This window comes from Mycobacterium sp. NTMscope_Eco_3, assembly GCF_976985685.1.
In genome coordinates this window covers 4,593,813-4,619,713 of sequence record NZ_CDRJYZ010000001.1, presented here as the reverse complement: position 1 = coordinate 4,619,713, position 25,901 = coordinate 4,593,813, and the positions used below count along the sequence as shown (strand labels likewise).

Annotated in this window: 19 protein-coding genes and 1 pseudogene; 14 read left to right on the top strand and 6 right to left on the bottom strand. The window is 68.4% G+C overall.

From position 1 onward, the window contains the following. Positions 1-3: 3 nt before the first annotated feature. The 3 genes and pseudogenes from AC0KTM_RS21355 to AC0KTM_RS21345 all read right to left on the bottom strand — a co-directional run bounded on the left by AC0KTM_RS21355 (position 4) and on the right by AC0KTM_RS21345 (position 4,730). Positions 4-1,174, bottom strand: a pseudogene (locus tag AC0KTM_RS21355) (FAD-binding domain). Beyond that, positions 1,171-2,421: a cytochrome P450 gene (locus AC0KTM_RS21350; protein ID WP_225329409.1), complete on the bottom strand. Its 1,251-nt coding sequence runs from the start codon at positions 2,419-2,421 to the stop codon at positions 1,171-1,173. Before AC0KTM_RS21350 ends, AC0KTM_RS21355 begins: the two are co-directional and overlap by 4 nt. 83 nt (positions 2,422-2,504) lie before the next feature. Beyond that, a complete protein-coding gene (locus tag AC0KTM_RS21345) occupies positions 2,505-4,730 on the bottom strand; it encodes an FUSC family protein (RefSeq protein WP_225329447.1) in 2,226 nt (741 codons plus the stop codon). Between the two features lie 148 nt (positions 4,731-4,878). On the opposite strand from AC0KTM_RS21345, the gene galT reads away from it, so the two are divergent. The 3 genes from galT (at position 4,879) to AC0KTM_RS21330 (ending at position 7,952) form a co-directional block, all read left to right on the top strand. Next, positions 4,879-5,964 (top strand): galactose-1-phosphate uridylyltransferase, encoded by a 1,086-nt coding sequence (gene galT / locus AC0KTM_RS21340; RefSeq protein WP_225329408.1) that lies wholly within the window; start codon positions 4,879-4,881, stop codon positions 5,962-5,964. Continuing rightward, the gene (locus tag AC0KTM_RS21335) at positions 5,961-7,052 is read left to right on the top strand and encodes a galactokinase (RefSeq protein ID WP_225329407.1); all 1,092 of its coding nucleotides are present in this window, start codon (positions 5,961-5,963) and stop codon (positions 7,050-7,052) included. The genes galT and AC0KTM_RS21335 overlap by 4 nt, the downstream gene beginning before the upstream one ends. Positions 7,053-7,250: 198 nt before the next feature. Next, a complete protein-coding gene (locus AC0KTM_RS21330) occupies positions 7,251-7,952 on the top strand; it encodes a PAS and ANTAR domain-containing protein (protein WP_225329406.1) in 702 nt (233 codons plus the stop codon). 4 nt (positions 7,953-7,956) lie between these two features. Here the strand turns inward: AC0KTM_RS21330 and AC0KTM_RS21325 are convergent, their stop codons facing one another. Together AC0KTM_RS21325 and lpqN are read right to left on the bottom strand one after the other, a co-directional pair. Next, positions 7,957-8,442, bottom strand: coding sequence for a hypothetical protein (locus AC0KTM_RS21325; RefSeq protein ID WP_238956878.1), 486 nt, complete (start codon positions 8,440-8,442; stop codon positions 7,957-7,959). Positions 8,443-8,481: 39 nt separating this feature from the next. After that, positions 8,482-9,150, bottom strand: coding sequence for an envelope biogenesis lipoprotein LpqN (gene lpqN / locus AC0KTM_RS21320; RefSeq protein ID WP_472416613.1), 669 nt, complete (start codon positions 9,148-9,150; stop codon positions 8,482-8,484). 200 nt (positions 9,151-9,350) lie between these two features. Between lpqN and AC0KTM_RS21315 the strand changes: the two genes are divergently transcribed. Continuing rightward, positions 9,351-11,996, top strand: a complete 2,646-nt coding sequence (locus AC0KTM_RS21315; RefSeq protein ID WP_238956876.1) for a GH92 family glycosyl hydrolase — start codon at positions 9,351-9,353, stop codon at positions 11,994-11,996. Positions 11,997-12,007: 11 nt separating this feature from the next. On the opposite strand, the gene AC0KTM_RS21310 is transcribed toward AC0KTM_RS21315, so the two are convergent. Next, positions 12,008-14,383 carry a lysylphosphatidylglycerol synthase transmembrane domain-containing protein gene (locus tag AC0KTM_RS21310; RefSeq protein ID WP_238956875.1) on the bottom strand — a complete coding sequence of 792 codons (2,376 nt, stop codon included), beginning with the start codon at positions 14,381-14,383 and terminating at the stop codon, positions 12,008-12,010. 143 nt (positions 14,384-14,526) lie between these two features. Between AC0KTM_RS21310 and AC0KTM_RS21305 the strand changes: the two genes are divergently transcribed. The 10 genes from AC0KTM_RS21305 to AC0KTM_RS21260 all read left to right on the top strand — a co-directional run bounded on the left by AC0KTM_RS21305 (position 14,527) and on the right by AC0KTM_RS21260 (position 25,893). Next, positions 14,527-15,483 (top strand): class I SAM-dependent methyltransferase, encoded by a 957-nt coding sequence (locus AC0KTM_RS21305; protein WP_472416611.1) that lies wholly within the window; start codon positions 14,527-14,529, stop codon positions 15,481-15,483. Positions 15,484-15,565: 82 nt separating this feature from the next. Next, positions 15,566-16,288: a FadR/GntR family transcriptional regulator gene (locus tag AC0KTM_RS21300; protein ID WP_238956873.1), complete on the top strand. Its 723-nt coding sequence runs from the start codon at positions 15,566-15,568 to the stop codon at positions 16,286-16,288. Then, complete coding sequence (locus AC0KTM_RS21295) at positions 16,285-17,082, top strand: MlaE family ABC transporter permease (RefSeq protein WP_238956872.1); 798 nt, start codon at positions 16,285-16,287, stop codon at positions 17,080-17,082. Before AC0KTM_RS21300 ends, AC0KTM_RS21295 begins: the two co-directional genes overlap by 4 nt. Further along, on the top strand, positions 17,082-17,951 hold the full coding sequence (locus AC0KTM_RS21290) for an ABC transporter permease (protein WP_225328351.1): 870 nt from the start codon (positions 17,082-17,084) through the stop codon (positions 17,949-17,951). Before AC0KTM_RS21295 ends, AC0KTM_RS21290 begins: the two co-directional genes overlap by 1 nt. A 5-nt stretch (positions 17,952-17,956) precedes the next feature. Then, positions 17,957-19,180 carry an MCE family protein gene (locus AC0KTM_RS21285; protein ID WP_472416609.1) on the top strand — a complete coding sequence of 408 codons (1,224 nt, stop codon included), beginning with the start codon at positions 17,957-17,959 and terminating at the stop codon, positions 19,178-19,180. Continuing rightward, the gene (locus AC0KTM_RS21280; protein ID WP_472416607.1) at positions 19,177-20,208 is read left to right on the top strand and encodes an MCE family protein; all 1,032 of its coding nucleotides are present in this window, start codon (positions 19,177-19,179) and stop codon (positions 20,206-20,208) included. Before AC0KTM_RS21285 ends, AC0KTM_RS21280 begins: the two co-directional genes overlap by 4 nt. Further along, a complete protein-coding gene (locus tag AC0KTM_RS21275) occupies positions 20,205-21,668 on the top strand; it encodes a virulence factor Mce family protein (RefSeq protein WP_472416605.1) in 1,464 nt (487 codons plus the stop codon). The genes AC0KTM_RS21280 and AC0KTM_RS21275 overlap by 4 nt, the downstream gene beginning before the upstream one ends. Then, positions 21,665-23,167, top strand: a complete 1,503-nt coding sequence (locus tag AC0KTM_RS21270; protein ID WP_472416603.1) for a virulence factor Mce family protein — start codon at positions 21,665-21,667, stop codon at positions 23,165-23,167. The genes AC0KTM_RS21275 and AC0KTM_RS21270 overlap by 4 nt, the downstream gene beginning before the upstream one ends. Positions 23,168-23,208: 41 nt before the next feature. Then, complete coding sequence (locus AC0KTM_RS21265) at positions 23,209-24,339, top strand: virulence factor Mce family protein (RefSeq protein ID WP_225328346.1); 1,131 nt, start codon at positions 23,209-23,211, stop codon at positions 24,337-24,339. Positions 24,340-24,342: 3 nt separating this feature from the next. Next, complete coding sequence (locus AC0KTM_RS21260; RefSeq protein WP_472416601.1) at positions 24,343-25,893, top strand: MCE family protein; 1,551 nt, start codon at positions 24,343-24,345, stop codon at positions 25,891-25,893. Positions 25,894-25,901 lie beyond the last annotated feature (8 nt).

The following is a 25,901-nucleotide window of genomic DNA, read 5'->3' as shown; positions in this document are numbered from 1 at the left end:
TCGCTAGATGCCGTAGTCGGGCAGCGCGAAGTCGTCGCGCACGTCGGCCGCGAGAAGCCTTGTCATCGGGGAGAAATTCATGGTGCGCAGCGCGAGGTTGCGGAACCACAGCCCGAATCGGGTCCGGGTGGCGAAGAACCCGATGAACCGCGCCGCGCCGGCCTGCTTACTCTCGATGAAGGGACGCAGCCGCGTCTCGTAGGCGTCGAACGCGCGGCGATGGTCACCCCCGGCGCGCGCGAGTTCGCCGGCCAGCACGTAGGCCTCGGTGATCGCCAGGCCGGTGCCCTCACCGCCGAGCAGCGAAATGCATCCGGCCGCATCCCCGATGAGCAGCACCCGCCCCCGCGACCAGCGGTTCATGTGGATCTGGCTGACAACGTCGAAGTAGAGCTCATCAACGTCGTCGAGCGCGGCCAGCATATCGTCGGCTTCCCAGCCGCAGCCGTCAAAGGTGTTGCGCAGCTGCTGTTTTGGCGCAAGACCGGCGTCGCCGTGGTCGGCGCGGAAGATGAACAAGAACGTGGTGCGATCGTCGCGCAGCGCGAAACGCGCCAGCTGCCGCCCGGGTGTGGCGTAGGTGACGTAGGCCAGCTCGTCGCGCGGCCGGTAGCCGTCGACCACGCAGGCCGCGACCTTGCAGCCCAGGTAGCGCTCGAATTCCCGCTCGGGCCCGAAGACCAGGCGCCGCACGTTGGAGTGCAGCCCGTCGGCGCCGATCAGCAGGTCGAATTCGCGCGCGCCGCCGCCCTCGAGGGTGAGTCGGACACCGTCACCGTGCTCGTCGACGGTGGCGATGCTGTCGCCGAAGATGGTCTCGACCTTGTCCTCGATGGTGGCGTAGATCGCGGCGGCCAGATCGCCCCGCGGCAGGCTGGTGAAGTCGGCGCCCAGGAGCCGGCGAAAGACGTCCACGTCCACGTCGGCCTTGATCTCGCCGCGCGGGCCGACCGAACGCAGCCGTTCCATCTCGTACCCGGCGGCGCGGAGCTGCCCTTCGATGCCCATCCGCTGGGCCACCTGGTAGCCGACGCCCCAGAAATCGATCATGTAGCCGCCGGTGCGAAACCGTGGGGCCTGCCTGCTCGATCAGCGTCGGCGTGTGGCCGGTGCGGTGCAGCCAGTGGGCGAGCGCCGCCCCGGCCACGCCGGCACCGCTGATGGCGACTCTCATGACGCGACGGGGCGGCTACCTTGGTAGTCGACGTGCCAGTGCTTGATGCCGTTGATGAACGACGACCGCAGGCGCTCCGGGTTTTCCAGCGGGGCCAGGTCGGGCAGCCGATCGGCGAGCGCGTTGAACATCAGGTCGATCGTCATGCGGGCCAGATTGGCGCCGATGCAGTAGTGCGCCCCGGTGCCGCCGAAACCGAGGTGCGGGTTGGGGCTGCGCAGGACATCGAAGGTGAACGGGTCGTCGAAGACCTCTTCGTCGAAGTTGGCCGAGCGGTAGAACAGCACCACCCGCTGGCCCTTTTTGATGGCCACGCCACCGAGCTCGGTGTCCTCGCGCGCGGTGCGCTGAAACGCGGTGATCGGTGTGGCCCAACGGATTATCTCGTCGGCCGCGGTCCTGGGCCGCTGCGCCTTGAACACCTCCCACTGGTCCGGATAGTCGGTGAAGGCCATCATTCCCTGCGTGATCGAGTTGCGGGTCGTCTCGTTTCCGGCGACGGCCAGCGTCACCACGAACATGCCGAACTCGGCCTCCGACAGGCGCTGGCCCTCGGCATCGGCGCGGATCAGCGTAGTGACGATGTCCTCGGAGGGTTCCTCGGCCTTGTGGGCCGCCAATTGCATGGCGTACCACATCAATTCGCCCGCCGAGGTCAGCGCGTCGTTGCCGGCGAACTCCGGGTCGTCGCTGCCGATCATGTTGTTGGTCCAGTCGAACAGCTTGTCGTAGTCCTCATGCGGAACCCCGAGCAGGGCCGAGATCGCCTGCAGCGGCAACTCGCAGGCCACCTGGCGGACGAAGTCGCCCGACCCCGCCGCGGCGGCCTCGGCGACGATGCGCCGGGCCCGCTCGGACAGTTCGGCGCGCAGCCGCTCGACCGCGCGCGGCGTGAACGCCCGCGACACGATCTTGCGCAACCGGCTGTGCTCGGGGTCGTCCATCATGATCATCGACGCCCGGCCCGCCTCAATCTGCCCGGCCGCCAAGTCTTCCCGGTAACGCGGCACGATCGACTTGGCGGCCGACGAGAACACGTCGCTGCGCAGTGAGACGTCGCGAATGTCGCGGTGCTTGGTCACCACCCAGTAGCCGCCGTCACCGAACCCGCCCTGATCCGGCGCCTGCTCGTTCCACCAGACCGGTTCGGTGGCGCGCAGTTCGGCGAACTCCTGCACCGGCAACCGCTGGGCGTAGATGTCGGGATCGGTGAAATCAAAGCCCGGCGGAAGGTTCGGTGTGGCCATGGGATTTCTCCTCGGCTGTGGCTACGGACCGCGGCGGTTAGCAAGATGGTAGCCGCGTGCGCGCGCGATCGGTAGCAAAGGCGTCAGCGCGACGCGAGGCTGGCCGCCTGGACACGTTCGCGGCCACCGAGATTGGTGGCCGCGGTGATGACGGCCCGCTCGATCTGGCGGAGCGCGTGCACCGCGGTGAGGAATCGCCGGGTGTCGGGCCCGGATTCGCCGCCGTGACCGTCGCCGTCCTCGTGCCGGGCCAGGGTCTCCGCGGCGTCGAGATCGTCGGCCGCCGAGACCAGGGTCGGGGCGTGACCACCCTCGATGGCCTCCTGCAACGCCTCGATGTTGCGCCGCGTCTGGGCGGCGGCCGCCGAAAACGCCTCGGCCCGCTTCGACGCGAGCGGCGACCCGACCGGGGCCCGATACTGCTCGCTGCTGCGTGCCAGGCTGCGGCCGTATTGGTCGCACGCGGTGAAGATGCCCAGGGCGCGGCGGATGCTGCGCCGGCCCGCGAGTCCGGCGACCCCCGCCAACAGCGGCTTGGCGGTGACCCGGAACTGCTGAAGATCTCGATCGACCTGACGCGCCCGCTCGGACGGGCTGGCGCCGGCGTCCTCCCCGCACATGGTGGCAGTGCAGACCTCGATCAGCGCCGCCAGGCTCGTCAGGAAGGCGCGGGTGTCGGCGCGGATCGCGGTTCGGGTGTTCGTCGGCAACACGACGACGGCCACCGTCGCCCCGATGAGGGCGCCGATCGCGGTCTCTTCGATCCGCAGCATCAGCACGCCGAAGGAGAACTGGCCGAGCAACCCGTACAGCAGCGCCAGCATCGTGGTGATCCAGAAGGTCATCAGGCTGTAGGTCACCGTCATGAAATAGAAGGCGCAGAACAGGCACACGAAAATGCCGCCGAGAGCGACGATTTCGTGTCCGGTCAGCAGCGTGGCCACCAGCACGCCGGCGGGCACGCCGAGCAGGGTGCCGAGTAGGCGTTGCCAGCCCTTGGTCAGGGTCTCGCCCCACGAGTTGGTGCCGGCGAAGATCACGAACGCCGCGATCACCGCCCAATACCACCGCGCCGGCGAGACCAGCTCGCCGGTGACGATGGCCAGCGAGGCGGCAACGGAGACCTGGATGGCCTGCCGGGTGGTCGGCAGCAGCCCGGCGGGACGGACTTCGTCGGCGGGGTCCTCCGGCACGGCGCGCTCGGCCGCCGCCGGGCGCTCGCCGCCGGCGTCGTCGAGGGGGGCGCCGGCGGCCATCCGATCGACGATCGCCCGCACGTCGGACGTCGCCCCCGCGGCGTTGATGATCGCCAGGGCGAGGCGGCGGACGGCGGTGGCGCCCGGGTCGTCGTCGGCCGCGGCTTCAGCGGCGCCGGGCCGCTCGTCCAGCAGCCGTTGCGCGCGGCCGGCGGCCCGCCGCAGCCCCTCGGGTTCGGGCAGGCGGATCGCCCGCGCCAGCTGGGAGAGCGCGTCGACGAGCGCGACCCGGATGGGCAGCGGGATGGATTCCGGGGCCTCGCCCGCCACGGCGGCCGCCCGCCGACCGGCGGTGGCGACCCATTCGATGGCCAGCTCGGCGTCCAGCAGCCACGGGGCCAGCTGTTCGACGGTGACGCCGGGCCACAGCGCGCCGGGATCGGCTTTGTCCTCGACCTGGGTTTGCACCAGCAGGGCGGTCTCGTTGAGCCGGATGGTGCGCGCCCGCATGCGGCGCCGCCGCCGTTCGTCGAGGCGGCCCGTGCGCACCGCCTCGGCGGTGGTGTCGATGACGATCGCCATCCGCGCCCGCAGCGCCCGGATGGTCGCGCGCAGCACCCGCTCGGGCCGGTCGGGCAGCACGTAGGCGGTCATCACGTAGGTGCACACCGTTCCCACCGCGACCGCGCCGATCATCCAGGGCAGCTCCGAGACGCGGGCCCGCAGATACAGCGTGAAGAAGTACGACATGAACGCGACCATCCCCAGGGCCCTGCCACGCGCCCCGAAGCGGCGGATGTAGGCCGCGGTGAACACGATCGCCACGAAGACGGCGTCGCTGGCCACCACGTGCGGGGCCAGCAGCGCGGCGGCGGTGATGGCCACCGCGGCGGGGACGGGCAACAGCGCCATGGTGATTCGTTGCTGGCGGGGGTCGGGCTCGTTAACGGATCGCGACGCGACCATCGTGATGACGACGCCCAGCAGCGCGACGGTCAGGGGTTGTCCCGTCGCCCTGGTGAGGACGAAAAGGACCAGCAGTGAAAGGCCCAGCGCGGCCGTTGTCCGAGTCGCCATCCGCAGCCGAAGCAAGCCAGGATCGGAGCCGATCACCCAGTTGCGGGCGCGTTCGTACAGGACAGTTATCGGGGACCCCCTCATATCCGCGAGCAGACGCAGAATCGCACTCTCATGCCATCTTGCATGCGATTCTGTGTCTGCTCGCCGGGATACATACCTGACCACGCTAGTCTTCGACATCGTGACGGGGCCGACGCGAGCGAAGCTGGCTGACGGCCGTGACCTGCTGTTCTTCTCGTTGCCCGGGCATCGTCCGGCGCCGGTCGAGGACCGCCGGCCCCTGCCGCCGCGCACAGCCGAACAGTCGCAATTGCGGTTCGACCGGACCACCGGCCAATGGGTGATCATCGCGGCCCTGCGCCAGGACCGCACCTACAAACCGCCGCCGGAGGCGTGCCCCCTGTGCCCGGGCCCGACCGGGCTGACCAGCGAGGTGCCCGCCCCCGACTACGACGTCGTCGTGTTCGAGAACCGCTTTCCCAGCCTGTCCGGCGCCGCGACGCCGCTTCCCGACCCCGGCGACGCCGACGGCTTCGTATCGGCCCCGGCGCCTGGCCGCTGCGAGGTGATCTGCTTTTCCGCCGACCACACTGGCTCGTTCGCCGCGTTGACGCCGGCGCACGCGCGGCTGGTGGTCGACGCGTGGCGCCACCGCACGGCCGACCTGATGGCCGCACCGGGCATCGAGCAGGTGTTCTGCTTCGAGAACCGCGGCGAGGAGATCGGCGTCACGCTGACCCATCCGCACGGCCAGATCTACGGCTATCCCTATCTGACACCGCGGACGGCCGCCATGCTGGAGCAGGCGCGCGCACACCGAAAACGGCACGGCAGCAACCTGTTCGGCGACCTACTGGCCCGTGAGGTCGCAGACGGTGGTCGCATCGTCGCGCGCAACGACGTGTTCACCGCGTTCGTGCCGTTCGCGGCGCGCTGGCCGGTCGAGGTGCACATCTACCCGAACCGGTTCGTGCCCAACGTGTTAGGCCTCGACGAGCACGAGCTGGACGGGTTCGTGGCCGTCTATCTCGACGTACTGCGGCGCTTCGACCGGATGTATTCGACCCCGCTGCCCTACATTTCGGCGCTGCACCAGTATTCCGGCGCCGGGGACCAGGCGGACGGATACTTCCACGTCGAACTGATGTCCATCCGGCGCAGCGCCACCAAGCTCAAATACCTGGCGGCCTCGGAATCGGCGATGGACGCCTTCATCGGCGACGTCACCCCCGAAAGCGTGGCCCGGCGGTTACGGGAATTGCAGTGACGGTGCGGTACGGCGCGCCGGGACGGATCAACCTGATCGGCGAGCACACCGACTACAACCTGGGTTTCTCGCTGCCGATCGCCCTGCCGCAGCGCACGGTGGCGACCTTCACGCCCGGCCCCGGCGACGCGATCACCGTGACCAGTGACCGCGCGGACGCCCCGGTGCGCATCGCGATCGGCACCGCCCCCGGGGAGGTGACCGGCTGGGCGGCGTATGTGGCCGGGGTGATGTGGGCACTGCGCCAGGCGAATCACCCGGTGCCCGGCGGCACGATGTCGATCACCAGCGACGTGGAAATGGGCTCGGGCCTGTCCTCCTCGGCGGCGCTGGAATGCGCGGCGCTGGGGGCGATCGCCTCGGCCGCGGGGGTGCGCATCGACCGCAAGGAACAGGCCCGGCTCGCCCAGCGGGCCGAGAACGAGTATGTCGGCGCCCCAACGGGTTTGCTCGACCAGCTGGCGTCGCTGTTCGGCCGGCCGGCGACGGCGGTGCTGATCGACTTCGCCGCCCTCGAAGTCACGCCGGTGGCTTTCGACCCCGACGCCGCCGGCGTGGCGCTGCTGCTCATCGACTCCCGCGAGCGTCACAGCCATGCCGGCGGCGACTACGCGGCGCGCCGGCAGTCGTGCGAGCGCGCGGCCGCCGATCTGGGGGCCTCGTCGCTGCGCGAGGTGGGCGATCGCGCGTCAGCCGACCTGGCCGCCGTGCGTGACCCGGTCGACGCCCGTCGCGCCCGTCACGTGCTCACCGAAAACCGGCGGGTCATCGATTGCGTTGCCGCGCTGAATGATTCGAACTATCCCGAAGCGGGGCGGATCTTCACCGCCTCACACGCCTCCATGCGCGAGGACTTCGACATCACCACCGAACGCATCGACCTGATCGCGGATGCCGCGGTGCGCGCGGGTGCGCTGGGGGCGCGGATGACCGGCGGCGGATTCGGAGGCTGTGTGATCGCGCTGGTGCCGATCGAGCACGCCGAATCGGTCGGCGAGTCGGTGCGGCGCGCCGTGGTCGACGCCGGCTTCGAACCACCCATCGTCACCCGGACCCGGGCGGCCGCCGGCGCGGGTTTGGCCGAGTGAGCGAGCCAAAACTTACTCGCCCGGCAATTTTTCGATTCCGCGGTGACCACCGGTCAGAAACTGTAACCTCTCGGCCATGGGGGTAGCCCACTCCTGCGCGTGCAGTGCCGACTTTCCCGTCCGGGCGTCAGCGACCCATCCGGGATCGCCGACGGCCGCTGCCGCCCGCCCACTTGCCGTCGACGCGAAACGACCACCGTGGCTTGGGAATTAGACAGCCAGGCGGCAGCGATCGAGCGCGCTTTGGCCGGCGCCACCCCGCAGCGCGTGGGCTGGTTCCGCTTCTATTTCGAGGGTCACCGCTGGGTATGGTCCGACCAGGTCCAGCGCATGCACGGGTACGAACCGGGCACCGTGACACCGACCACCGAGCTGGTGCTGTCGCACAAACATCCGGCCGACCGCCCCCAGGTGGTCGACGGCATCAACGACATGATCAGGCGTCGTCAGGCGTTCAGCGTGCGGCATCGCATCGTGGACACCCGCGGCCTCATCCACCACGTCATCGTGGTGGGGGACCGATTCTGCGACGACAACGACGAGGTCGTCGGGACACACGGCTTCTACCTCGAAGTCACGCCGCCGCCCACCCGCACCCGCGAGGAATCCATCAGCGCCAAGGTCGCCGAGATCACCGGGCGCCGCGGCGTCATCGACCGCACCAAAGGGATGCTGATGCTGGTCTACGGCATAGACGAGGACGCCGCCTTCACCATGCTCAAAACGCTGTCCCAATCGAAAAACACGAAGCTCGGGCTGCTCGCCCAACGCATCGCCGACGACTTCACGGCGCTGGGCAAGGAAGTCATCACCGCGCGTTCGCGCTTCGACCGGTGTCTGCGCGCCGCGCACCTGCGGGCGCCCGGCGGCGATCGTCATCCCGGTGACGCCACCGGCTGAGCGGCTAGCCGGCCGCGCTCAGCCGGACCGCCCCCAGGTGGAGCCGGTCGACCGCCTCGGCGAACTCGTCGCGGGTCGGCATGCGGTGATCGCGGAACTTCAATCCGATCACGCGCTGCGCGCGCGCCACGCCATACGACTCGGCGGCGCGCACCAAGAGATCGGAAACGACGGCCCGGTCGCGGATGAGCTCGCCGCGCATCGCGGTCGTCTCACCGTCGTACACCACGTGGGCGGGGCCGCCGTCGCGGAAGTTCTGCTTCCACGGCGCGCTGGTCAGCGCGTAAAGCTGGCCGTCAATCAGGTGCGCGCTCAACGGAATTGAATACGGACGTCCCGTCTTGCGCCCGGTGAAACTCAGCACCATGAATTGCTTGCGCGCCGCGCCGGCGAAGGGGCTGCGCAGCAAAAACCCCATCACCGGGTTAATCAGACGCAATAGCGCCGACGGTGGATGCCCGGCATCGACCGCATATGACTGCTCTGCCATGCGTTTACCGTAGAGCCCCGCGGGGCCGCCGCCTACTTCTCAGCCGGTGATGGTGGTCTTTTCGTCGATGACCATGGCGGCGTCGATCAACGAGGCTTGATCGCTCTGAAGGCCATCGGCTTTGAGCAGGAGCACATAGACCGCCCCCTGGGCGGGGATCACCACCGTTTTCTGCGCCCTGACGCGGGTGTTGGCGTCCTCTTGGTAGGTACCGCCGAGCTGCCAGGCCTGGAAACCGCCGAGCGTGGACGCGGAACCAGCACCACCCTGGCCTTGGTATCCGGGCAGATTCTGCACCTCGCCCGGGGCGTATTGGAGGACCTTCGCCTGGTCGACGTTGCCGGTGAGCTTGGAGAACAGTGTCGCGATGGTGGGCGGATCGGAGGGATTGGCGGGCTGGCTTTGCACGATGCCGCCATACGAGGTGCCGGAGTCTTGGGTGAGTTGCCAGCCCGGGGGCACCGGCAGGTCGACGTTCGGACCGGGATCGCCGTGGTGGACGGGCGTCTGCGAGATGTTGTTGTCCTTGACGTAGTCGGCGATCGTGTAGTTGGCTTTCGCCGCCGGTGCCGCGCTGGTCTGCGACGAGGTCCCCGAGGAAGTGGATGTCGACGCAGTCGTTTTGTCAGCAGATTTGTGGTCGTGGCCGCAACCGACAAGCGCAAAACTCAGCGCCAAGGAGATGGTTGCTAGGGGCAAGCGTTTCATTTATCCAAGCTTTCCCGAGAATTGGGCCGATACCATCGCCAGCCACGCTGGATGACAGTAGCCGAAATGTGCCGCAAGTTTGCCGGTATCTTTTAGACATTTTGCTGCCCGTGCCGCGCCGGCCGCTCGTCAGTCAATTCATGGCGGAAACGCCCCCGCAATGCACCGCTGAACGGTCGTCATCGGAGTAAGAGACTTCTATGCGGTCACGAAGGGCGCTGATTGCGGTCATCGCGGCGTCGGCCGTCTTCATGACCTTCATCGCGGCGGCCCCGCCGAAGGGGTATGACGGCCCGCCCGTCTTCGTGGCGAATCCGGTCGATCACGTCGCGACGCTCATCGGCACCGGCACGGGCGGCGAGACGGTCGGCGAGATCAACAACTTCCCCGGCGCCACCGTGCCGTTCGGGATGGTGCAGTACTCGCCGGACACCGTCGGCAACTACGCCGGCTACAACTACGACAACCCGCGCTCGACCGGGTTCAGCATGACCCACGCGTCGGTGGGATGCGCTGCGTTCGGGGATATCTCGATGCTTCCGGTCACCGGTGGCGTCGGCCCGCAGCCCTGGAACGCCTGGGAGACGATCGCCCACGACGACACCGAGCAGGGTGTGCCCGGCTACTACACGGTGCGGTTCCCCGAGAGCGGGGTGAAAGCCGAGCTGACCGCCACCGCGCACACGGGCGTCGGGCGATTCAGCTACCCGCGCAACGGCCGCCCCGCCCTGCTGCAGGTGCGCTCGGGCTCGTCGCTGGCGGGCAACTCCCGCGCGACCATCCAGATCGGCGAGGACAACACCACCATCACCGGGTGGGCCACCAGCGGTGGGTTCTGCGACAAGCCGAACGCCTACACGGTGTATTTCGCCATGAAGTTCAGCCGGCCGTTCACCGCGTACGGGTCCTGGGACGGCGCCACGGTCTATGCCGGGTCCCGCAGCGCGAACGCGCCCTACAGCGGCGGCTACGTGGAGTTCCCGGCCGGCTCGGTGCTCGAGGTGCGGACCGCGATCTCCTATGTCGGCATCGAGGGGGCGCGGGCGAACCTGGCGGCCGAGGACGCGGCCGGCTTCGACGAGGTGCGCGCCGCGGCCTCGCGGGAATGGAACGCCGCCCTGTCCCGCATCACGGTGGCCGGCCGCAACGGCGACGATCTGACGACCTTCTACACCGCCCTGTACCGATCCCTGTTGCACCCCAACACCTTCAACGACGCCGACGGGCGCTACGTCGGGTTCGACGGCGCCATCCGCACCGTGGCCGCGGGCCACACGCAGTACGCCAACTTCTCCGACTGGGACACCTACCGGTGCCTGGCGGCGTTGCAGGCGTTGCTGTTTCCGGGCCGGGCCAGCGACATGGCGCAATCGCTGGTGAACGACGCACAGCAGAGCGGCTCGCTGCCGCGCTGGGCGTTCGCCAATGCCGCGACCGGCGAGATGACCGGGGACAGCGTGGTGCCGTTCATCGTCAACCTGAACACGTTCGGGGCCAAGGACTTCGACGTGCGCGCGGCGTTGCGCTACATGGTGGACGGGGCGACCAAGGGCGGGGTGGGGCTGGCCGGTTACGTGGAGCGGCCGGGCATCGACACGTACCTGCGGTTCGGTTACGCGCCGTTCACCCTGGAATTCGGCCGCAACGGCTGGATCGCCGACGCCTCGATCACGCTGGAGTGGTCGATCGACGACTTCACCATCTCCCGATTCGCCGACTCACTCGGGGACGCCGCGACCGCCGCGGATTTCCGGAATCGCTCGCAGTATTGGCAGAACCTGTTCAATCCCACCACCCGGTCGGTGGTGCCCCGCAGCTGGAGCGGGTTCTTCCGCCCCGGCCCCGCGGTCGTGGTGTCCCCGGACAACTTCGGTCAGGTCGGGTACGACGAGGGCAACGCCGAGCAGTACGTCTGGTCGGTGCCGCAAAACGTCGCGGGCCTGGTGGCCGCGCTGGGCGGCCGCGCGGCCGTGGCGGACCGGCTCGATCGCTTCACCGAGAAGCTCAACGTCGGCCCCAACCAGCCCTACCTGTGGGCGGGCAACGAGCCGAGTTTCGGTGTGCCATGGCTGTACAACTACATCGGTCAACCGTGGAAGACCCAGCGCACGGTCGATCGGGTGCGTGGGCTCTTCGCGCCGACCGCCGACGGGGAACCCGGCAACGACGACCTGGGCGCGCTGGCCGCCTGGTACGTGTGGGCGGCGCTGGGCCTGTACCCGGCCAGCCCGGGCACGCCGATCCTCACCGTGGCCGCACCGCTGTTCGATCGAATCGACATCGCGCTGCCGGCAAACAAATTCCTCCGGATCTCCGCCCCCGGTGCGTCGGGGCCGCACCACCTCACCTACATCAGCGGCCTGAAGATCGACGGACAGCCCACCGAGCACACGTCACTGCCGGAGTCGGCCATCACGACCGGCGCCTCGCTGGCGTTCTCACTCGCCGCCTACCCCGACAAGCGTTGGGGCACAGGCGAAGCGGACGCGCCACCGTCGTTCGGGGCGGGCAGTTCGGCGTTGACCGTCAACGTCGCCCAACCCGTCGTGACGATCGCGCCCGGGCACACCGGCACGGTCACCCTCGACGCGCAACGGATGATCGACGGCCCCGACGTCCCTGACGGCTACACGGTCTCCGGCACGTCGTCCGATGCCGGGATCACCGTGGCGCCCACGCCCGGCCGATTCGGCGACGGGGGATCGGCCGCGGTGTCCGTCCCGATCACGGTGGCGCAGTCGGTGCCCGAGGACTACCACCTGGTGTATCTGACCACCACAGTGGGCCAAAACGCGCGCAGATCAACGGTTTTCGTGGTCACGCAGGCCGGATCCGGCAACTCCTGAAGCGGGATCTCTCAGATCATCTCGTTATTGGTCAACCATCGCATCACCGGCCACCCGACGAATACCGGTAGCCAACAGGTCAGCACCCGATACAGCAGCACCGACGGCACACCGATGGCCGCGGGCACGCCGAAGGCGGCCAGGCCACCGATCAGCGCCGCCTCGACGGCGCCGACGCCGCCGGGGGTCGGGGCGGCCGAGGCCAGCGTCCCACCGACCATGGTGACCACGGTGACGGCCACGAATGTCGTGCCCCCGCCGAAAGCTTCGATGCTGGCCCACAGCGCGAGCGCCGCGCCGAGGGTGGTGCCGGCGCACCCCAGCAGGATCAGGGCCAGCCGCCGCGGCTCGCGGGCGAGCTTCACCAGGTCGCCGACCACCTCGTTCAGCTTCGGGCGCACCTCGGTGGACAGCCATTTGCGCAGCGTGGGCACGAACAAGAAGGTGCCGATGATGCCCAGCGCCACACCCGCGATCAGATACAGCAGGGTCGCGCTCGGCACGAAATGCCGCAGATTCATCGAGGCGCCCGCGGCGGCGCTGAACACGACCAGCAGCGCGAGATGCGCGATCACCTGCACCGACTGCTGTAGCGCCACCGCCGCGGTCGCCCGCATCGCCGACAGGCCGCTCTTCTGCAGGAACCGCGTCGACAGCGCCAGGCCGCCGACCCCGGCGGGCGTGGTGGTCGCGGCAAAAGTGTTGGCCACCTGCGCGATTGACAGTGTCCAGAAGTTCACCATGCCGTCCGCGCAGGCCCACAGCGCGGCGGCCGCGCCGACGTAGGTGAGCGCCGACACCAGCAAACCCAGCAGCGCCCACGACCAGTTCGCCGTCTTCAGCTCGGAGAAGAACGTCGGTGCCGTGCTGATGAAGGGATACGCGACATAGACCAGCGCACCGAAGAGCACCAGCTGGATCATCTGGCTGCGGGTGAACCGCGTGATGGTTTGCGGCTTGATCTGATCGGCGCCGGTTTGGCGCTTCACCTCCGCGCGCGCCTCCGAGATGAGGGTGCCGGCGTCCGGCACCGAGCGCCGAATGAACCTCGGCACAGCGACTTTGGTGAGCCGGCGGGACGCCGACAAAATGGTGTCCGCGCCGAACACGTCGATCGCGGCGCGCACCGCGGACTTCGGGTCATACAGCGCCGACGTGGTCACCAGCAGCTGCGCGATATCCGACTGAAGCTGGGCATCGGTCGCGCCGTACTCGGCGCTGCCGAAGCTGCCGAACAACACCGCGCCGTCGTCGACCGTGATGTGCTGGCTGCGCAGGTCGCCGTGGGCGATCTGACGGTCGTTGAGGATCCGCAGTGATTCCCACAGCCGGCGAACGGGCGTCGCCGTCGCGCAGCGGTCGATCGGCGTGCCGCGAGCAGGCTTGTGCGAGTGCAGCATCCATCCCCGGTCCAGCGGGGCGAGGGCGACCGTCGCGGTGTTGGCCACGCCGGCGTCACCGACGGCGATCGCCATCAACGCGCGATGCTCCACCGCGCGGCGCATGGACGTCACCAGCGGGGCGGTCTCGGTGTCGCGCAGCTTCAGCTTTCCCCACAGCTGGCGCAGCGCGCCGCCGCTGCGTTGGTGCGGGCCGTACAACTCGATCAGCGCCGTGCGGCCGGAATCGTCGCCGTCGGCCGAAAGGATGAGCGGGCCGCGCCCGGCCGGCCGCACCACGGTGAGCCGCGAGACGACGAAGCCGGCTTTGGCCATCGCGCGCACCGCGGTGTCGAGCGGCACCTCGAGCGCGGGGGTGCCCACGACCAGCACCACCAGCGCGCCGACCACCCACCCGACCGCCAGGCCGACCAGCGACCGCGCCGGAACGACCGCGCTGATCACGAGGTGGATGGGCACGAAGGCCAGCAGCAGGGCCCACCACCAGTGCCGCCAGCGCGCCGGCAGCCAGGGGCCCGACACCGTCAGCACCGCCGCCAGCATCCCGATCCAGCGGGGGTCGTCGAGCAACTGCGCCGGCAGCGTGGTCAGCCGGTCGTGGACGTCGAAGTGCCATCGGGGCGCCGCCAGGCCGGTGCCGCTGATCGACAACAGCACGATCGCGCTCAGCCCCGCGGTCGCGTAGGCACCCAGCAGTTTCCACTGCCCGGCGACGATCAGGCCGATGAGGATCATGAACGGCAGCGCCACGATCGCCAGCCCGTACACCAGGTACACCACATCGGATTGGGTGGGCGACAAGACACCGACGATCTGCGAGATGGATTTCTCCAGCGCGATCCACTGCGGGCGGGTGATCACCGAACCCGTGATCACCAGCGCCAGAAAGAGCGCGGCCAGGGCCAGCCGCAGGATGTCGTTGGTCCGCCGGGTCAGTGGCTGCAGCAGGCTGCCGGAAACGGGGATGTCGCGCCCGTCAACTCGCATGTATCAACGATCCTTCGGATTCGCCCTGCCGATGGGCTCGCCGACAAGGTAACCGAATACCGGACTCGGGGACAGCTCCCACTCATCCGCCGCGCGTAGGGTCGGGTAGGTAGCCGTGCTAGCGAAGTGGGAAGGACGTGCGCGTGGCCAGGACCGACAACGACAGCTGGGAGATCACCGAGAGCGTGGGGGCGACCGCGCTCGGTGTGGCCGCGGCCCGCGCCGCCGAGACCCGCGGAGAGAACCCGTTGATCAGCGATCCGTTCGCCCAGGTTTTCCTCGATGCCGCCGGCGACGGCGTGTGGAACTGGCATTCGGCGGGGCAACTACCTGACGCGGTCGTCGAAGCCGAACCGAGTCTGCCGCTGCAGATGCAGTCGATGGTCGGCTACATGGCCTCGCGCACGGCGTTTTTCGACAACTTCTTCCTCGATGCGACTCAAGCGACCGGCGCCGGCATCCGGCAGGCGGTGATCCTGGCCGCCGGCCTGGACGCGCGGTCGTGGCGGTTGCCCTGGCCGGCGGGGACGACGGTCTACGAGCTCGACCAGCCCCGGGTGCTGGACTTCAAGGCGTCGACGCTCGCCGAGCACGGCGCGCAGCCCACCTGTCGCCGCGTCCCTGTTGCGGTGGACCTGCGCCAGGATTGGCCGGAGGCGTTGCGGCAGGCGGGTTTTGACGCCAGCGCGCCCAGCGTGTGGTCGGCCGAGGGGCTGATGCCTTATCTGCCGGCGGCCGCGCAGGAGCTGCTGTTCGACCGCGTTCAGGGACTCACCGCCCCCGGCAGCCGGGTCGCCGTGGAGGCGCTCGGTCCCAAGTTCCTCGACCCGCAGCTTCGCGCGCGGCGCCGGGAGCGGATGGACCGGATCCAAGCGCTGATGGCCGAGGTCGATCCCGACCGGCAGGTGCCGAGGACCGACGAGCTGTGGTACTTCGAGGAGCGCGAGGACGTCGGCGAGTGGTTCGGCCGTCATGGCTGGGACGTGACGGTGACACCGTCCGACGAGTTGATGGCCGGCTACGGCCGAGCGGCGGCCAAGGAGGTGCGGGACTACGTGCCGGGCAATCTGTTTGTGGCCGCGCAGCGGACCACGCGTTAGCCGCCCCGGAAAGATCTGCAAGATTCGCGACACGCCGGTGGTCTGACCACCTGACTGGCTTTCGGCCCGCCACACTGGCCGCATGGCGCTGCAGCCGGTAATTCGCAGATCGGTGCCTGAAGCGGTTTTCGACCAGATCGCAACCGATGTGCTGAGCGGCGAGATGCGGCCGGGCGCTGCGTTGCCCAGCGAGCGCCGGCTGGCGGAGGTTTTCGGCGTGTCCCGGCCCGCCGTCCGCGAGGCGCTCAAGCGGCTCTCGGCGGCCAGCCTGGTCGAGGTGCGCCAGGGCGGCGTCACCACCGTGCGCGATTTCCGGCGGCACGCCGGCCTTGATCTGCTGCCCCAGTTGCTGTTTCGCAACGGCGAACTCGACCCGGTCGTCTTCCGCAGCATTCTCGAGGCCCGGCTGCGTATCGGACCGAAGGTCGCCGAGCTGGCAGCCGAACAACACGGGCCCGAACTGGTCGCGCTGCTCGAGGATTCGCTGGCGGGCCTCGAGGTCCGCGCGGACCCGGTCGAGTGGCAACTCGACACGCTCGCGTTCTGGGATCATCTGGTCGACAGCTCCGGTTCGATCGTATTCCGGTTGATGTACAACGCCTTTCGTGCCGCCTATGAGCGCGCGCTGGCCGCCCTGGCGACCGCGATGACCCCCGAGGTCAACCGTGCGGACGCGTACCGGAAACTGGCCGGCGCCATCTGCGGCGGCGATGCCGCCGCGGCGCGGAAGGCCGCCCACGACGTCCTCGAGCTCGCCAATGCCACGATGACGGCCGCGCTCGACCGCCGGGGGGAGCCGCGGTGAGCAGCCACACCGTGATCACCACCTATCTGCGCGGTCAGATTCAGCCCGGCGTCGACGCGGTCGGCGGCTTCTTCCGGACCTGCGTGCTGGCCGGCAAGGCGCTGTTTCGTCGGCCCTTCCAGTGGCGGGAGACGATCGAGCAGGGCTGGTTCATCACCAGCGTCTCGTTGTTGCCGACCCTGGCGGTCGCGATCCCGCTGACCGTGTTGATCATCTTCACGCTCAACATCTTGCTGGCGGAGTTCGGTGCCGCCGACATCTCGGGCGCCGGCGCGGCACTGGGCGCGGTCACGCAGCTGGGGCCGCTGACCACCGTGCTCGTGATCGCGGGCGCGGGATCCACCGCGATCTGTGCGGACCTGGGCGCGCGCACCATCCGCGAGGAGATCGACGCGATGGAAGTGCTCGGCATCGACCCGATTCACCGGCTGGTGGTGCCCCGCGTGGTCGCCGCGACCATCGTGGCGACGCTGCTCAACGGCGCGGTGATCACCATCGGCCTGGTCGGCGGATTCGTGTTCGGCGTTTTCATCCAACACATCTCGGCCGGGGCCTACGTCGGCACCCTCACCTTGGTCACCGGCTTGCCCGAGGTGATCATTTCGGTGGTCAAGTCGGCCACGTTCGGAACGATCGCCGGCCTGGTCGGCTGTTACCGCGGCCTGACCACGAAGGGCGGCCCCAAAGGTGTCGGCACCGCCGTCAACGAGACGCTGGTGTTGTGCGTGATCGCGTTGTTCGCGGTCAACGTGGTGCTGACCACGATCGGCGTGCGGTTCGGGACCGGGCGCTGATGGCCGCGACGGTCGTGCTGCGCGCCCGCTACCCGCGGACGGCCGCCGGCCTCGACCGCTTTGGCGGCGGCGCGGCCCGAAGGCTTTGGCGGATCGGGGTTTTCGCCAGGTTCGCCCGGATCAGCGTCGGGCAGATCGGCTGGGCGTTGCGCCGGTACCGGCGCGAGACGCTGCGGCTCATCGCCGAGATCGGCATGGGCACCGGTGCGATGGCCGTCGTCGGCGGCACGGTCGCGATCATCGGGTTCGTGACCCTGTCCGGTGGCTCGCTGATCGCCATCCAGGGCTTCGCGTCGCTGGGCAACATCGGGGTCGAGGCGTTCACCGGGTTCTTTGCCGCACTGGCCAATACGCGCGTCGCCGCGCCGATCGTCGCCGGTGTCACGCTGGCCGCGACGGTCGGCGCCGGCGCCACCGCGCAGCTGGGCGCCATGCGGATCAGCGAGGAGATCGACGCGCTGGAAGTCATGGGCATCAAATCGATTTCGTTTCTGGTCTCCACCCGGATCCTGGGTGGGCTGGCGGTCATCACGCCGCTGTACGCCCTTGCCCTCGACATGGCGTTCACCTCGGGCCAGATCGTCACGACGGTGTTCTACGGCCAGTCGAACGGTACCTACGAGCATTACTTCCGCACGTTCCTGCGACCCGAAGACGTGGGCTGGTCGGTTGTCGAGGTCGTCATCATCGCGGTGGTCGTGATGATCACCCACTGCTACTACGGCTATACCGCCAGCGGCGGCCCGGTGGGCGTCGGCCAGGCCGTTGGCCGTTCGATGCGGTTCTCACTGGTCTCGGTGGTGGTCGTGGTCCTGCTCGCGCAGTTGGCGCTCTACGGCGTCGACCCGAACTTCAATCTCACGGTGTAGCCGCCATGACGACGCCGATGCCGCGGAATCGCCGACGCGCGTGGGTGTACGTCGAGGGCGTGATCCTGCTCGTGGTCTGCGGGCTGGTCTTGCTACTGGTATATCTGCAGTTTCGGGGGGAGTTCACACCCAAGACCGAGCTCACGATGGTCGCCACGCGGGCGGGCCTGGTGATGGAGCCGGGATCCAAAGTCACCTACAACGGCGTCGAGATCGGCCGGGTGGCCGCCATCTCCGAGATCGAGCGCGACGACGCGCCGGCGGCCAAGCTGACATTGGACGTGGATCCACGCTCCATCGACCTGATTCCGGCGAACGTGGTGGCCACCATCGAGGCGGCCACCCTGTTCGGCAACAAGTACGTGTCACTGACATCGCCGATCGCACCGGAAAAGGCCGCCGGGCGACGCATCTCACCGCAGGACGTGATCGACGCGCGGTCGGTGACCACCGAATTCAACACGTTGTTCGAGACGGTCACCTCGATAGCCGAGAAAGTGAATCCGATCGAGCTGAACGCGACGCTGTCCGCGCTGGCGCAGGCGCTGGACGGGCTGGGAGGCAGGTTCGGTGAATCCATCGTCAACGGGAATGCCATTCTGGCGCAGTTGAATCCACGGATGCCCCAGATCCGCCATGACGTGCGGCGGTTGGCGGACCTGGCCGACGCATACACCAGGGCCTCACCCGACCTGTTCGACTTTCTGCGCAACGCGGTGACCACCGCGCGCACCCTGACCCGGCAACAGGGGGACCTGGACGCCGCGCTGTTGGCGGCGGTGGGCGTCGGGCACAACGGCGAAGACATCTTCGCCAGGGGCGGGCCGTATCTCGCGCGCGGCGCCGCCGATCTGGTGCCCACCGCCGACCTCCTCGACACCTACAGCCCCGAACTGTTCTGCATGGTCCGCAACTTCCACGACGCCGCCCCGGAAGTCGCGAAAGCGGCCGGCGGCAACGGCTATTCGTTGGCGGCCGCCGGGTCCATCATCGGTGCGCCCAATCCCTACGTGTATCCCGACAACCTGCCGCGGGTGAACGCCCGCGGGGGCCCGGGCGGGCGGCCCGGCTGCTGGCAGAAGATCACCCGAGAACTCTGGCCCGCCCCGTACCTGGTCATGGACACCGGCGCCAGCGTCGCGCCCTACAACCACTTCGAGATCGGTCAGCCGCTGGCCACCGAATACGTCTGGGGACGCCAATACGGGGAGAACACGATCAACCCATGAAGACCACTCATACGGCAGTCAAACTCGGCATCTTCTGGTTGGTGCTGGCGATGTTCACCGTGATGATCATCATCGTGTTCGGCCAGGTGCGATTCGATCGCACCACCGGATACGTCGCGGCCTTCACCGACGCGAGCGGATTGCGGGCGGGGCAATTCGTGCGCGCGTCGGGGGTCGAGGTCGGCAAGGTCTCCAAGGTGACGCTGACCGACCGGGACACGCGGGTGTTGGTGGAGTTCAACGTGGATCGCACGCTGCCACTGGACCGGGCGACGACCGCGTCGATCCGCTACCTCAACCTGATCGGCGACCGCTACCTGGAGCTCAAACACGGCAACAGCGGCCAACGGCTGCCCCCGGGTGGCATGATCCCGCTCGAGCGCACCCAGCCGGCACTGGATCTCGACGCGCTGATCGGAGGATTCCGCCCGCTTTTCAAGGCTTTGGATCCGAACAAGGTCAACAGCATCGCCCAGTCGATCATCACCGTGTTCGGTGGGCAGGGCGCGACCATCAACGACATCCTCGACCAGACCGCCGCACTGACGGGGGCGCTGGCCGACCGCGACAAGGCGATCGGTGAGGTCATCAACAACCTGAATACCGTGCTGGCCACCACCGTCAAGCACGAGAAGGAATTCGACCGAACGGTCGACAAATTGGAACTGCTCATCACGGGATTGAAGAACAGGGCCGATCCGCTGGCCGCGGCGGCGGCACACATCAGCGACGCGGCGGGAACCGTGGCGGATCTGCTCCGCGACGAACGGCCGGTGCTGCACGACACGCTCGGACACCTCGAGGGCATCGAGCAATCGCTCATCAACGACCTGCCGACGGTCGACGACGTGCTGGCCAAGCTGCCGAACGCGTTCCGCGTGATCGGCCGCGCCGGCGGCATTTACGGCGACTTCTACAACTTCTACCTGTGTGACATCTCGGTCAAGGTCAACGGGTTACAGCCCGGCGGTCCGGTACGCACGGTCAAACTCTTCGGGCAGCCGACCGGGAGGTGCACGCCGCAATGAGGACGCTGACCGAGTTCAACCGCACCCGCGTCGGTCTGATGGGCACGCTGGTGACGCTGCTCGTCGTCGGTGTGGGACAGAGCTTCACCAGCGTGCCGATGCTGTTCGCCACGCCGACCTACTACGCCCAATTCGTAGACACCGGTGGCATCAGCCCCGGCGACAAGGTGGAAATCGCCGGGGTGAACGTCGGATTGGTGCGCTCGCTGGAGATCCGCGGCGACCGTGTCCTGGTTGGCTTTTCGATGCCCGGCAAGACGATCGGGGCGCAAAGCCGCGCCGCGATCCGCACCGACACCTTCCTCGGGCGCAAAAACATGGCGATACAGCCCCGCGGCTCGGATCCGCTCCGGCCCAACGGGATCATCCCCTCGGCCCAGACCACGACGCCCTATCAGATCTACGACGCGTTCGTCGATGTCACGAAGGCGGCGACGGACTGGAACATCGACGTCGTCAAGCGGTCGCTGAACGTGTTGTCCGAGACGTTCGATCAGACCGCGCCGCACCTGAAGGCCGCCCTCGACGGCGTGGCCAAGTTCTCGGGCACCATCGGGAATCGGGACGACCAGATCAAGCAGTTACTGGCGAACGCCGACAAGATCACTCGCGTCATCGGCGACCGCAGCCAACAGGTCGACGGGCTGCTGGTCAACGCCAACACGCTGCTTTCCGCGTTCCGCGAGCGCAGCCAGGCGCTGAGCGTTCTGCTGAGCAACGTGTCGGCGGTGTCCACCCAGGTGTCCGGATTCATCAAGGAAAACCCCAACGCGCACCACGTGTTACAGCAGTTGGGCACGGTCAGCGACGAGTTGGTCAAACGCAAAAAGGAGCTGTCCGACGTGCTCGTGCTGGTCAGCCGATACACCGCCTCCCTGACCGAGGCGGTCGCGTCCGGGCCGTTCTTCAAGGCGATCGTGGCGAATCTGCTGCCCTACCAAGTCCTTCAGCCGTGGGTCGACGCGGCGTTCAAGAAGCGGGGCATCGACCCGGAGAACTTCTGGCGCAGCGCCGGGTTGCCGGAGTTCCGCTGGCCCGACCCCAACGGAACCCGATTTCCCAACGGCGCACCGCCGCCGGCGCCGCCGGTGCTGGAGGGCACCCCGGAGCATCCGGGGCCGGCCGTGCCGCCGGGATCGCCGTGTTCGTACACCCCCGCGGCCGATAACCCGCCCCGGCCCGGAAATCCGTTGCCCTGCGCGGCTTCCGAGCACGGCCCGTTCGGCCCGGCCCCCGGCGGCTTTCCGGCGCCACTGGACGTCGGGCCATCGCAGCCAAACCCTTACGGCCCCCCGCCGGGCCCCGGCATCCCGTCCGCGGGCCGCCCGGGTGAGGCGCCGCCGGACGTTCCCGGCACCCCGGTGCCGCTTCCCGCGCACGCCCCACCGGGATCGCGCACCGAGAACCTGAACCCGGCGCCGTCCGTCGCGCCCGGCGGGACGGGAGGTAGCGACCGGTGAGCACCATCTTCGACATCCGCAGCCTGCGATTGCCCCGACTGTCTGCCCGGGTCGTGATCAGCGCGGCGTTGGCGGCGATCTTCGTCCTCGTCGCCGCCGCCGCCGGGGTTCAGCTCTACCGGAAGCTGACCACCACCACTGTCGTCGCGTACTTTTCCGAGACCCTGGCGCTGTACCCGGGCGACAGGGTTCAGATCATGGGCGTGCGGGTCGGTTCGATCGACAAGATCGAGCCGGCCGGCGACAAGATGCGAGTCACGTTGCACTACAACAACAAATACAAGGTGCCCGCCAAGGCCACCGCCGTGATTCTCAACCCCAGCCTGGTGGCCTCGCGCACCATCCAGTTGTCACCGCCCTACACCGGCGGCCCGGTGCTGACCGACGGCGAGGTCATCCCGATCGAGCGCACCCAGGTGCCCGTCGAGTGGGATCAGCTGCGGGACTCCATCAACGGCATCCTGCGGCAGCTCGGGCCCACACCCCAGCAGCCGGCGGGGCCGTTCGGCGATGTCATCGAATCGGCCGCGGACAACCTGGCCGGCAAGGGCAGGCAGGTCAACGACACCCTGAACAGCCTGTCGCAGGCGCTGACCGCGCTCAACGAGGGCCGGGGCGACTTCGTCGCGATCACCAAAAGCCTGGCCCAGTTCGTCACCGCGCTCTACCAGCACAAGCAACAGTTCGTCGCGCTCAACGACAACCTGGCCCAGTTCACCGACTGGTTCACCAAGTCCGACCACGACGTCGGCGACACCATCACCCATCTCGACGACGTGCTCGACGCCGCGCGAAAGTTCGTGAGCGACAACGGGGCAACGCTGACCCATGATGTCGACAACCTCGCCGACGTGACCACCACGATCCTGCAACCCGAGCCGCGGGATGGCCTGGAAACCGCCTTGCACGTGCTGCCCACCTTTGCGGGCAACTTCAACAACCTCTACGAACCCGCACACAGCTCGCTGGTGGGCCTGTTCGTGTTCCCCAACTTCGCCAACCCCGTTCATTTCATCTGCAGCGCCATTCAGGCCGGCAGCCGGCTGGGTTATCAGGACTCGGCCGAGCTGTGCGCGCAGTATCTGGCGCCGGTGCTCGACGCCATCAAATTCAACTACCCGCCGGCCAGCTTGAACTTGTTCAACTCGGCGGCCACCCTGCCCAAGGAGGTGGCGTATTCCGAAGAGCGACTGCGCCCCCCGCCCGGATACAAGGACACCACCGTCCCGGGGATCTTCTCGCGCGACACACCCTTTTCGCACGGCAACCACGAGCCGGGCTGGGTGGTCGCGCCAGGGATGCAGGGCACGCACGTCCAGCCGGCCACCGCCGGCATGCTCACCCCCGAATCGCTGACCGAGCTCATGGGCGGTCAGGACATCGCCGCGCCCCCGCCGGCGGGGGCCACCGCGCCGGGACCGCCGAACGCCTACGACGAGTCGAATCCCGCACCCCCGCCGTGGTTTCCGCGGCCGGCACAGCCGGGGCCCGGCCAGTGAACGCGAACGGCAAGCCGACGAAAACACCACTGCGGCGAGCCATGGTCGGAGCTGGCCGCCGCGGCCTCGTCTGCCTGCTGGCGGCGATGTTGACGTCCTGCAATTGGCGCGGCATCGCCGACGTGCCGCTACCGATCGGCCGCGGCACCGGCGGCGACCATGTGACGATTTACGTACAGATGCCGGACACGCTGGCGCTGAACACCAATAGCCGGGTGCGGGTCGCCGACGTCTGGGTCGGCACGGTGCGTGCGATCACCCTGAAGAACTGGATCGCCACCCTGCGGCTGGACCTCGATCCCGGCGTGAAGCTCCCCGCGAATGCGACCGCCAGGATCGGCCAGACCAGTCTGCTGGGCACCCAGCACGTCGAACTGGCCGCGCCGAAAAACCCGTCCGCTCAGCAATTGAAGAGCGGCGACACCATTCCCCTGAGGAATTCCTCGGCCTACCCGACCGTCGAACGAACGCTGGCGAGCGTCGCGGTGATCCTCAATGGCGGCGGCATCGCGAACCTCGACGCGATCCAAACCGAGATCGTCAAGGTCCTCGATGGGCACGCCGATCAGATCCGCGAATTCCTCGGTCGATTGGACACTTTCATCACCGAACTGAACCGCCAGCGTGACGACCTCACCCGCGCGATCGATTCGACCAACCAACTCCTGACCATCTTCGCGAACCGGAAGGACACGCTGGACCGGGTCCTGACCGACATCCCGCCGCTGATCCAGCATTTCGCCGACACCCGCGAACTGTTCGCCAACGCCACCGAATCCCTGGGGCGGTTCAGCAGCGCCGCCGACCGCGCCTTGACCGACGCCAGGCCCAACCTGCACCGCAGCCTACGGTCGCTGCAGCGGCCGCTCGGCCAACTCGTCCTGGCCTCCCCGTTCCTGGCCGGCGCGCTGAAATTGGGCCTCACCGCGCCGTTCAACATCGACGACGTCGCCCAGGTGATCCGCGGCGACTACGTCAACGTCTCCGCCGCGCTCGACCTGACGCTTTCCACCATCGACAACACGATGCTGACCGGCACCGGACTGTCCGGGGCGCTGCGGGCGCTCGAGCAGTCGTGGGGACGGGACCCGGACACCATGATCCCGGACGTCCGCTATACGCCGAACCCCAACGACGCCCCGGGTGGGCCGCTGGTCGAAAGGGGCGAATGAAAGATGTTGCCCCGCTTGATCAAAACCCAGCTGGCGCTCCTGACGGCGGTGGCGGTGGCCGCGGTGGTAATTCTCGGCTGGTACTACCTGCGGATACCGAGCCTGGCCGGTGTCGGCCGGTACACCCTGTATGCCGAATTGCCGCAGTCGGGGGGCCTGTATCGAACGGCCAACGTCACCTACCGGGGGATCACCATCGGCAAGGTCACCGGCGTCGCACCGACCGAGCGCGGCGCGCGCGCCACGATGAGCATCGAGAACGGCTACCAGATACCGGCCGACGCTTCGGCCAACGTGCATTCGGTCTCGGCGGTGGGGGAGCAATACATCGACCTGGTATCGAGCGCCAACCGGGGCCCGTACCTGGCCAATGGTCAGACGATCAGCAAGAGCACGGTTCCCAGCCAGATCGGTCCCGCGCTCGATGCCGCCAACCGTGGGCTGGCGGTGCTGCCGAAGGACAAGATCGCCTCACTGCTCTACGAGACGTCGCAGGCCCTCGGGGGGCTGGGGCCGTCGCTGCGACGGCTGGTGGACGCCACCCAGGCGATCGCCCACGACTTCCGCGGCAGCGTCGACGATGTCGACGACATCATCGAACGCTCGGCGCCCATCATCGACAGCCAGGCCGATTCGGCTGACACGATCGGCCGTTGGGCTGCCAATCTGAACACGCTGGCCGCGCAGACCGCGCAGCACGATCAGGCGGTGCGAAGCATTCTGGCCAACGCGGCGCCGACGGCCGCGCAGGTGAACACCACCTTCGGTGACGTGCGGGAGTCGTTGCCGCAGACGCTGGCCAATCTCGAGGTCGTGATCGACATGCTCAAGCGCTACCACAACGGTGTTGAGCAGGCGCTGGTGTTCTTGCCGCAGTCGGGCGCGATCGCCCAGTCGGTGACTGCGCAGTCTCCCGGCCAGGCCGCCCTCGGCGTCGGCGCCATCTCACTCAACCAGCCGCCGCCGTGCCTCACCGGCTTCCTGTCGGCATCGGAGTGGCGGTCGCCGGCGGATACCGGCACCGCGCCGCTGCCGGCGGGCACCTACTGCAAGATTCCGATGGACGCGACGAATGTGGTTCGCGGAGCGCGCAATTACCCCTGCGTGGACCGGCCCGGTAAACGGGCGGCGACCCCGCGCGAGTGCCGCAGCCCCGAACCCTATGCGCCGCTCGGCACCAACCCCTGGTACGGCGACCCCGATCAGATCCTCACCTGCCCCGCGCCCAGCGCGCGTTGTGACCAACCGGTGAAACCGGGTCAGGTGATTCCGGCGCCGTCGGTCAACAACGGCCTCAACCCCTTGCCAGCGGATCGGCTGCCGGGCACGCCGCCGCCGATCAGCGATCCGCTGCAGCGGCCGAGATCGGGCACCGTCTGGTGCAACGGGCAGCAGCCGAACCCGTGCACCTACACGCCGAGCGCGCTGCCCACGGCGCTTTACGACGTGCGCAGCGGCAAAGTCGTGGGTCCCGACGGCGTGGTCTATTCCGTTGCGAATTCGGCCAATGTCGGCGACGAGGGGTGGAAGACGATGCTGGGCCCGGCTCGCTGAAAACCGGC

Bases quoted from the DNA above. Each gene is read 5' to 3' on its own strand.
- AC0KTM_RS21260 (WP_472416601.1), top strand. From the start codon at position 24,343: ATGTTGCCCCGCTTGATCAAAACCCAGCTGGCGCTCCTGACGGCGGTG.
- AC0KTM_RS21315 (WP_238956876.1), top strand. From the start codon at position 9,351: ATGCGGTCACGAAGGGCGCTGATTGCGGTCATCGCGGCGTCGGCCGTC.
- lpqN (WP_472416613.1), bottom strand. From the start codon at position 9,150: ATGAAACGCTTGCCCCTAGCAACCATCTCCTTGGCGCTGAGTTTTGCG.
- AC0KTM_RS21275 (WP_472416605.1), top strand. From the start codon at position 20,205: ATGAGGACGCTGACCGAGTTCAACCGCACCCGCGTCGGTCTGATGGGC.
- AC0KTM_RS21265 (WP_225328346.1), top strand. From the start codon at position 23,209: ATGGTCGGAGCTGGCCGCCGCGGCCTCGTCTGCCTGCTGGCGGCGATG.
- AC0KTM_RS21290 (WP_225328351.1), top strand. From the start codon at position 17,082: ATGGCCGCGACGGTCGTGCTGCGCGCCCGCTACCCGCGGACGGCCGCC.
- AC0KTM_RS21350 (WP_225329409.1), bottom strand. From the start codon at position 2,421: ATGGCCACACCGAACCTTCCGCCGGGCTTTGATTTCACCGATCCCGAC.
- AC0KTM_RS21310 (WP_238956875.1), bottom strand. From the start codon at position 14,383: ATGCGAGTTGACGGGCGCGACATCCCCGTTTCCGGCAGCCTGCTGCAG.
- AC0KTM_RS21285 (WP_472416609.1), top strand. From the start codon at position 17,957: ATGACGACGCCGATGCCGCGGAATCGCCGACGCGCGTGGGTGTACGTC.
- AC0KTM_RS21280 (WP_472416607.1), top strand. From the start codon at position 19,177: ATGAAGACCACTCATACGGCAGTCAAACTCGGCATCTTCTGGTTGGTG.
- AC0KTM_RS21325 (WP_238956878.1), bottom strand. From the start codon at position 8,442: ATGGCAGAGCAGTCATATGCGGTCGATGCCGGGCATCCACCGTCGGCG.
- AC0KTM_RS21300 (WP_238956873.1), top strand. From the start codon at position 15,566: ATGGCGCTGCAGCCGGTAATTCGCAGATCGGTGCCTGAAGCGGTTTTC.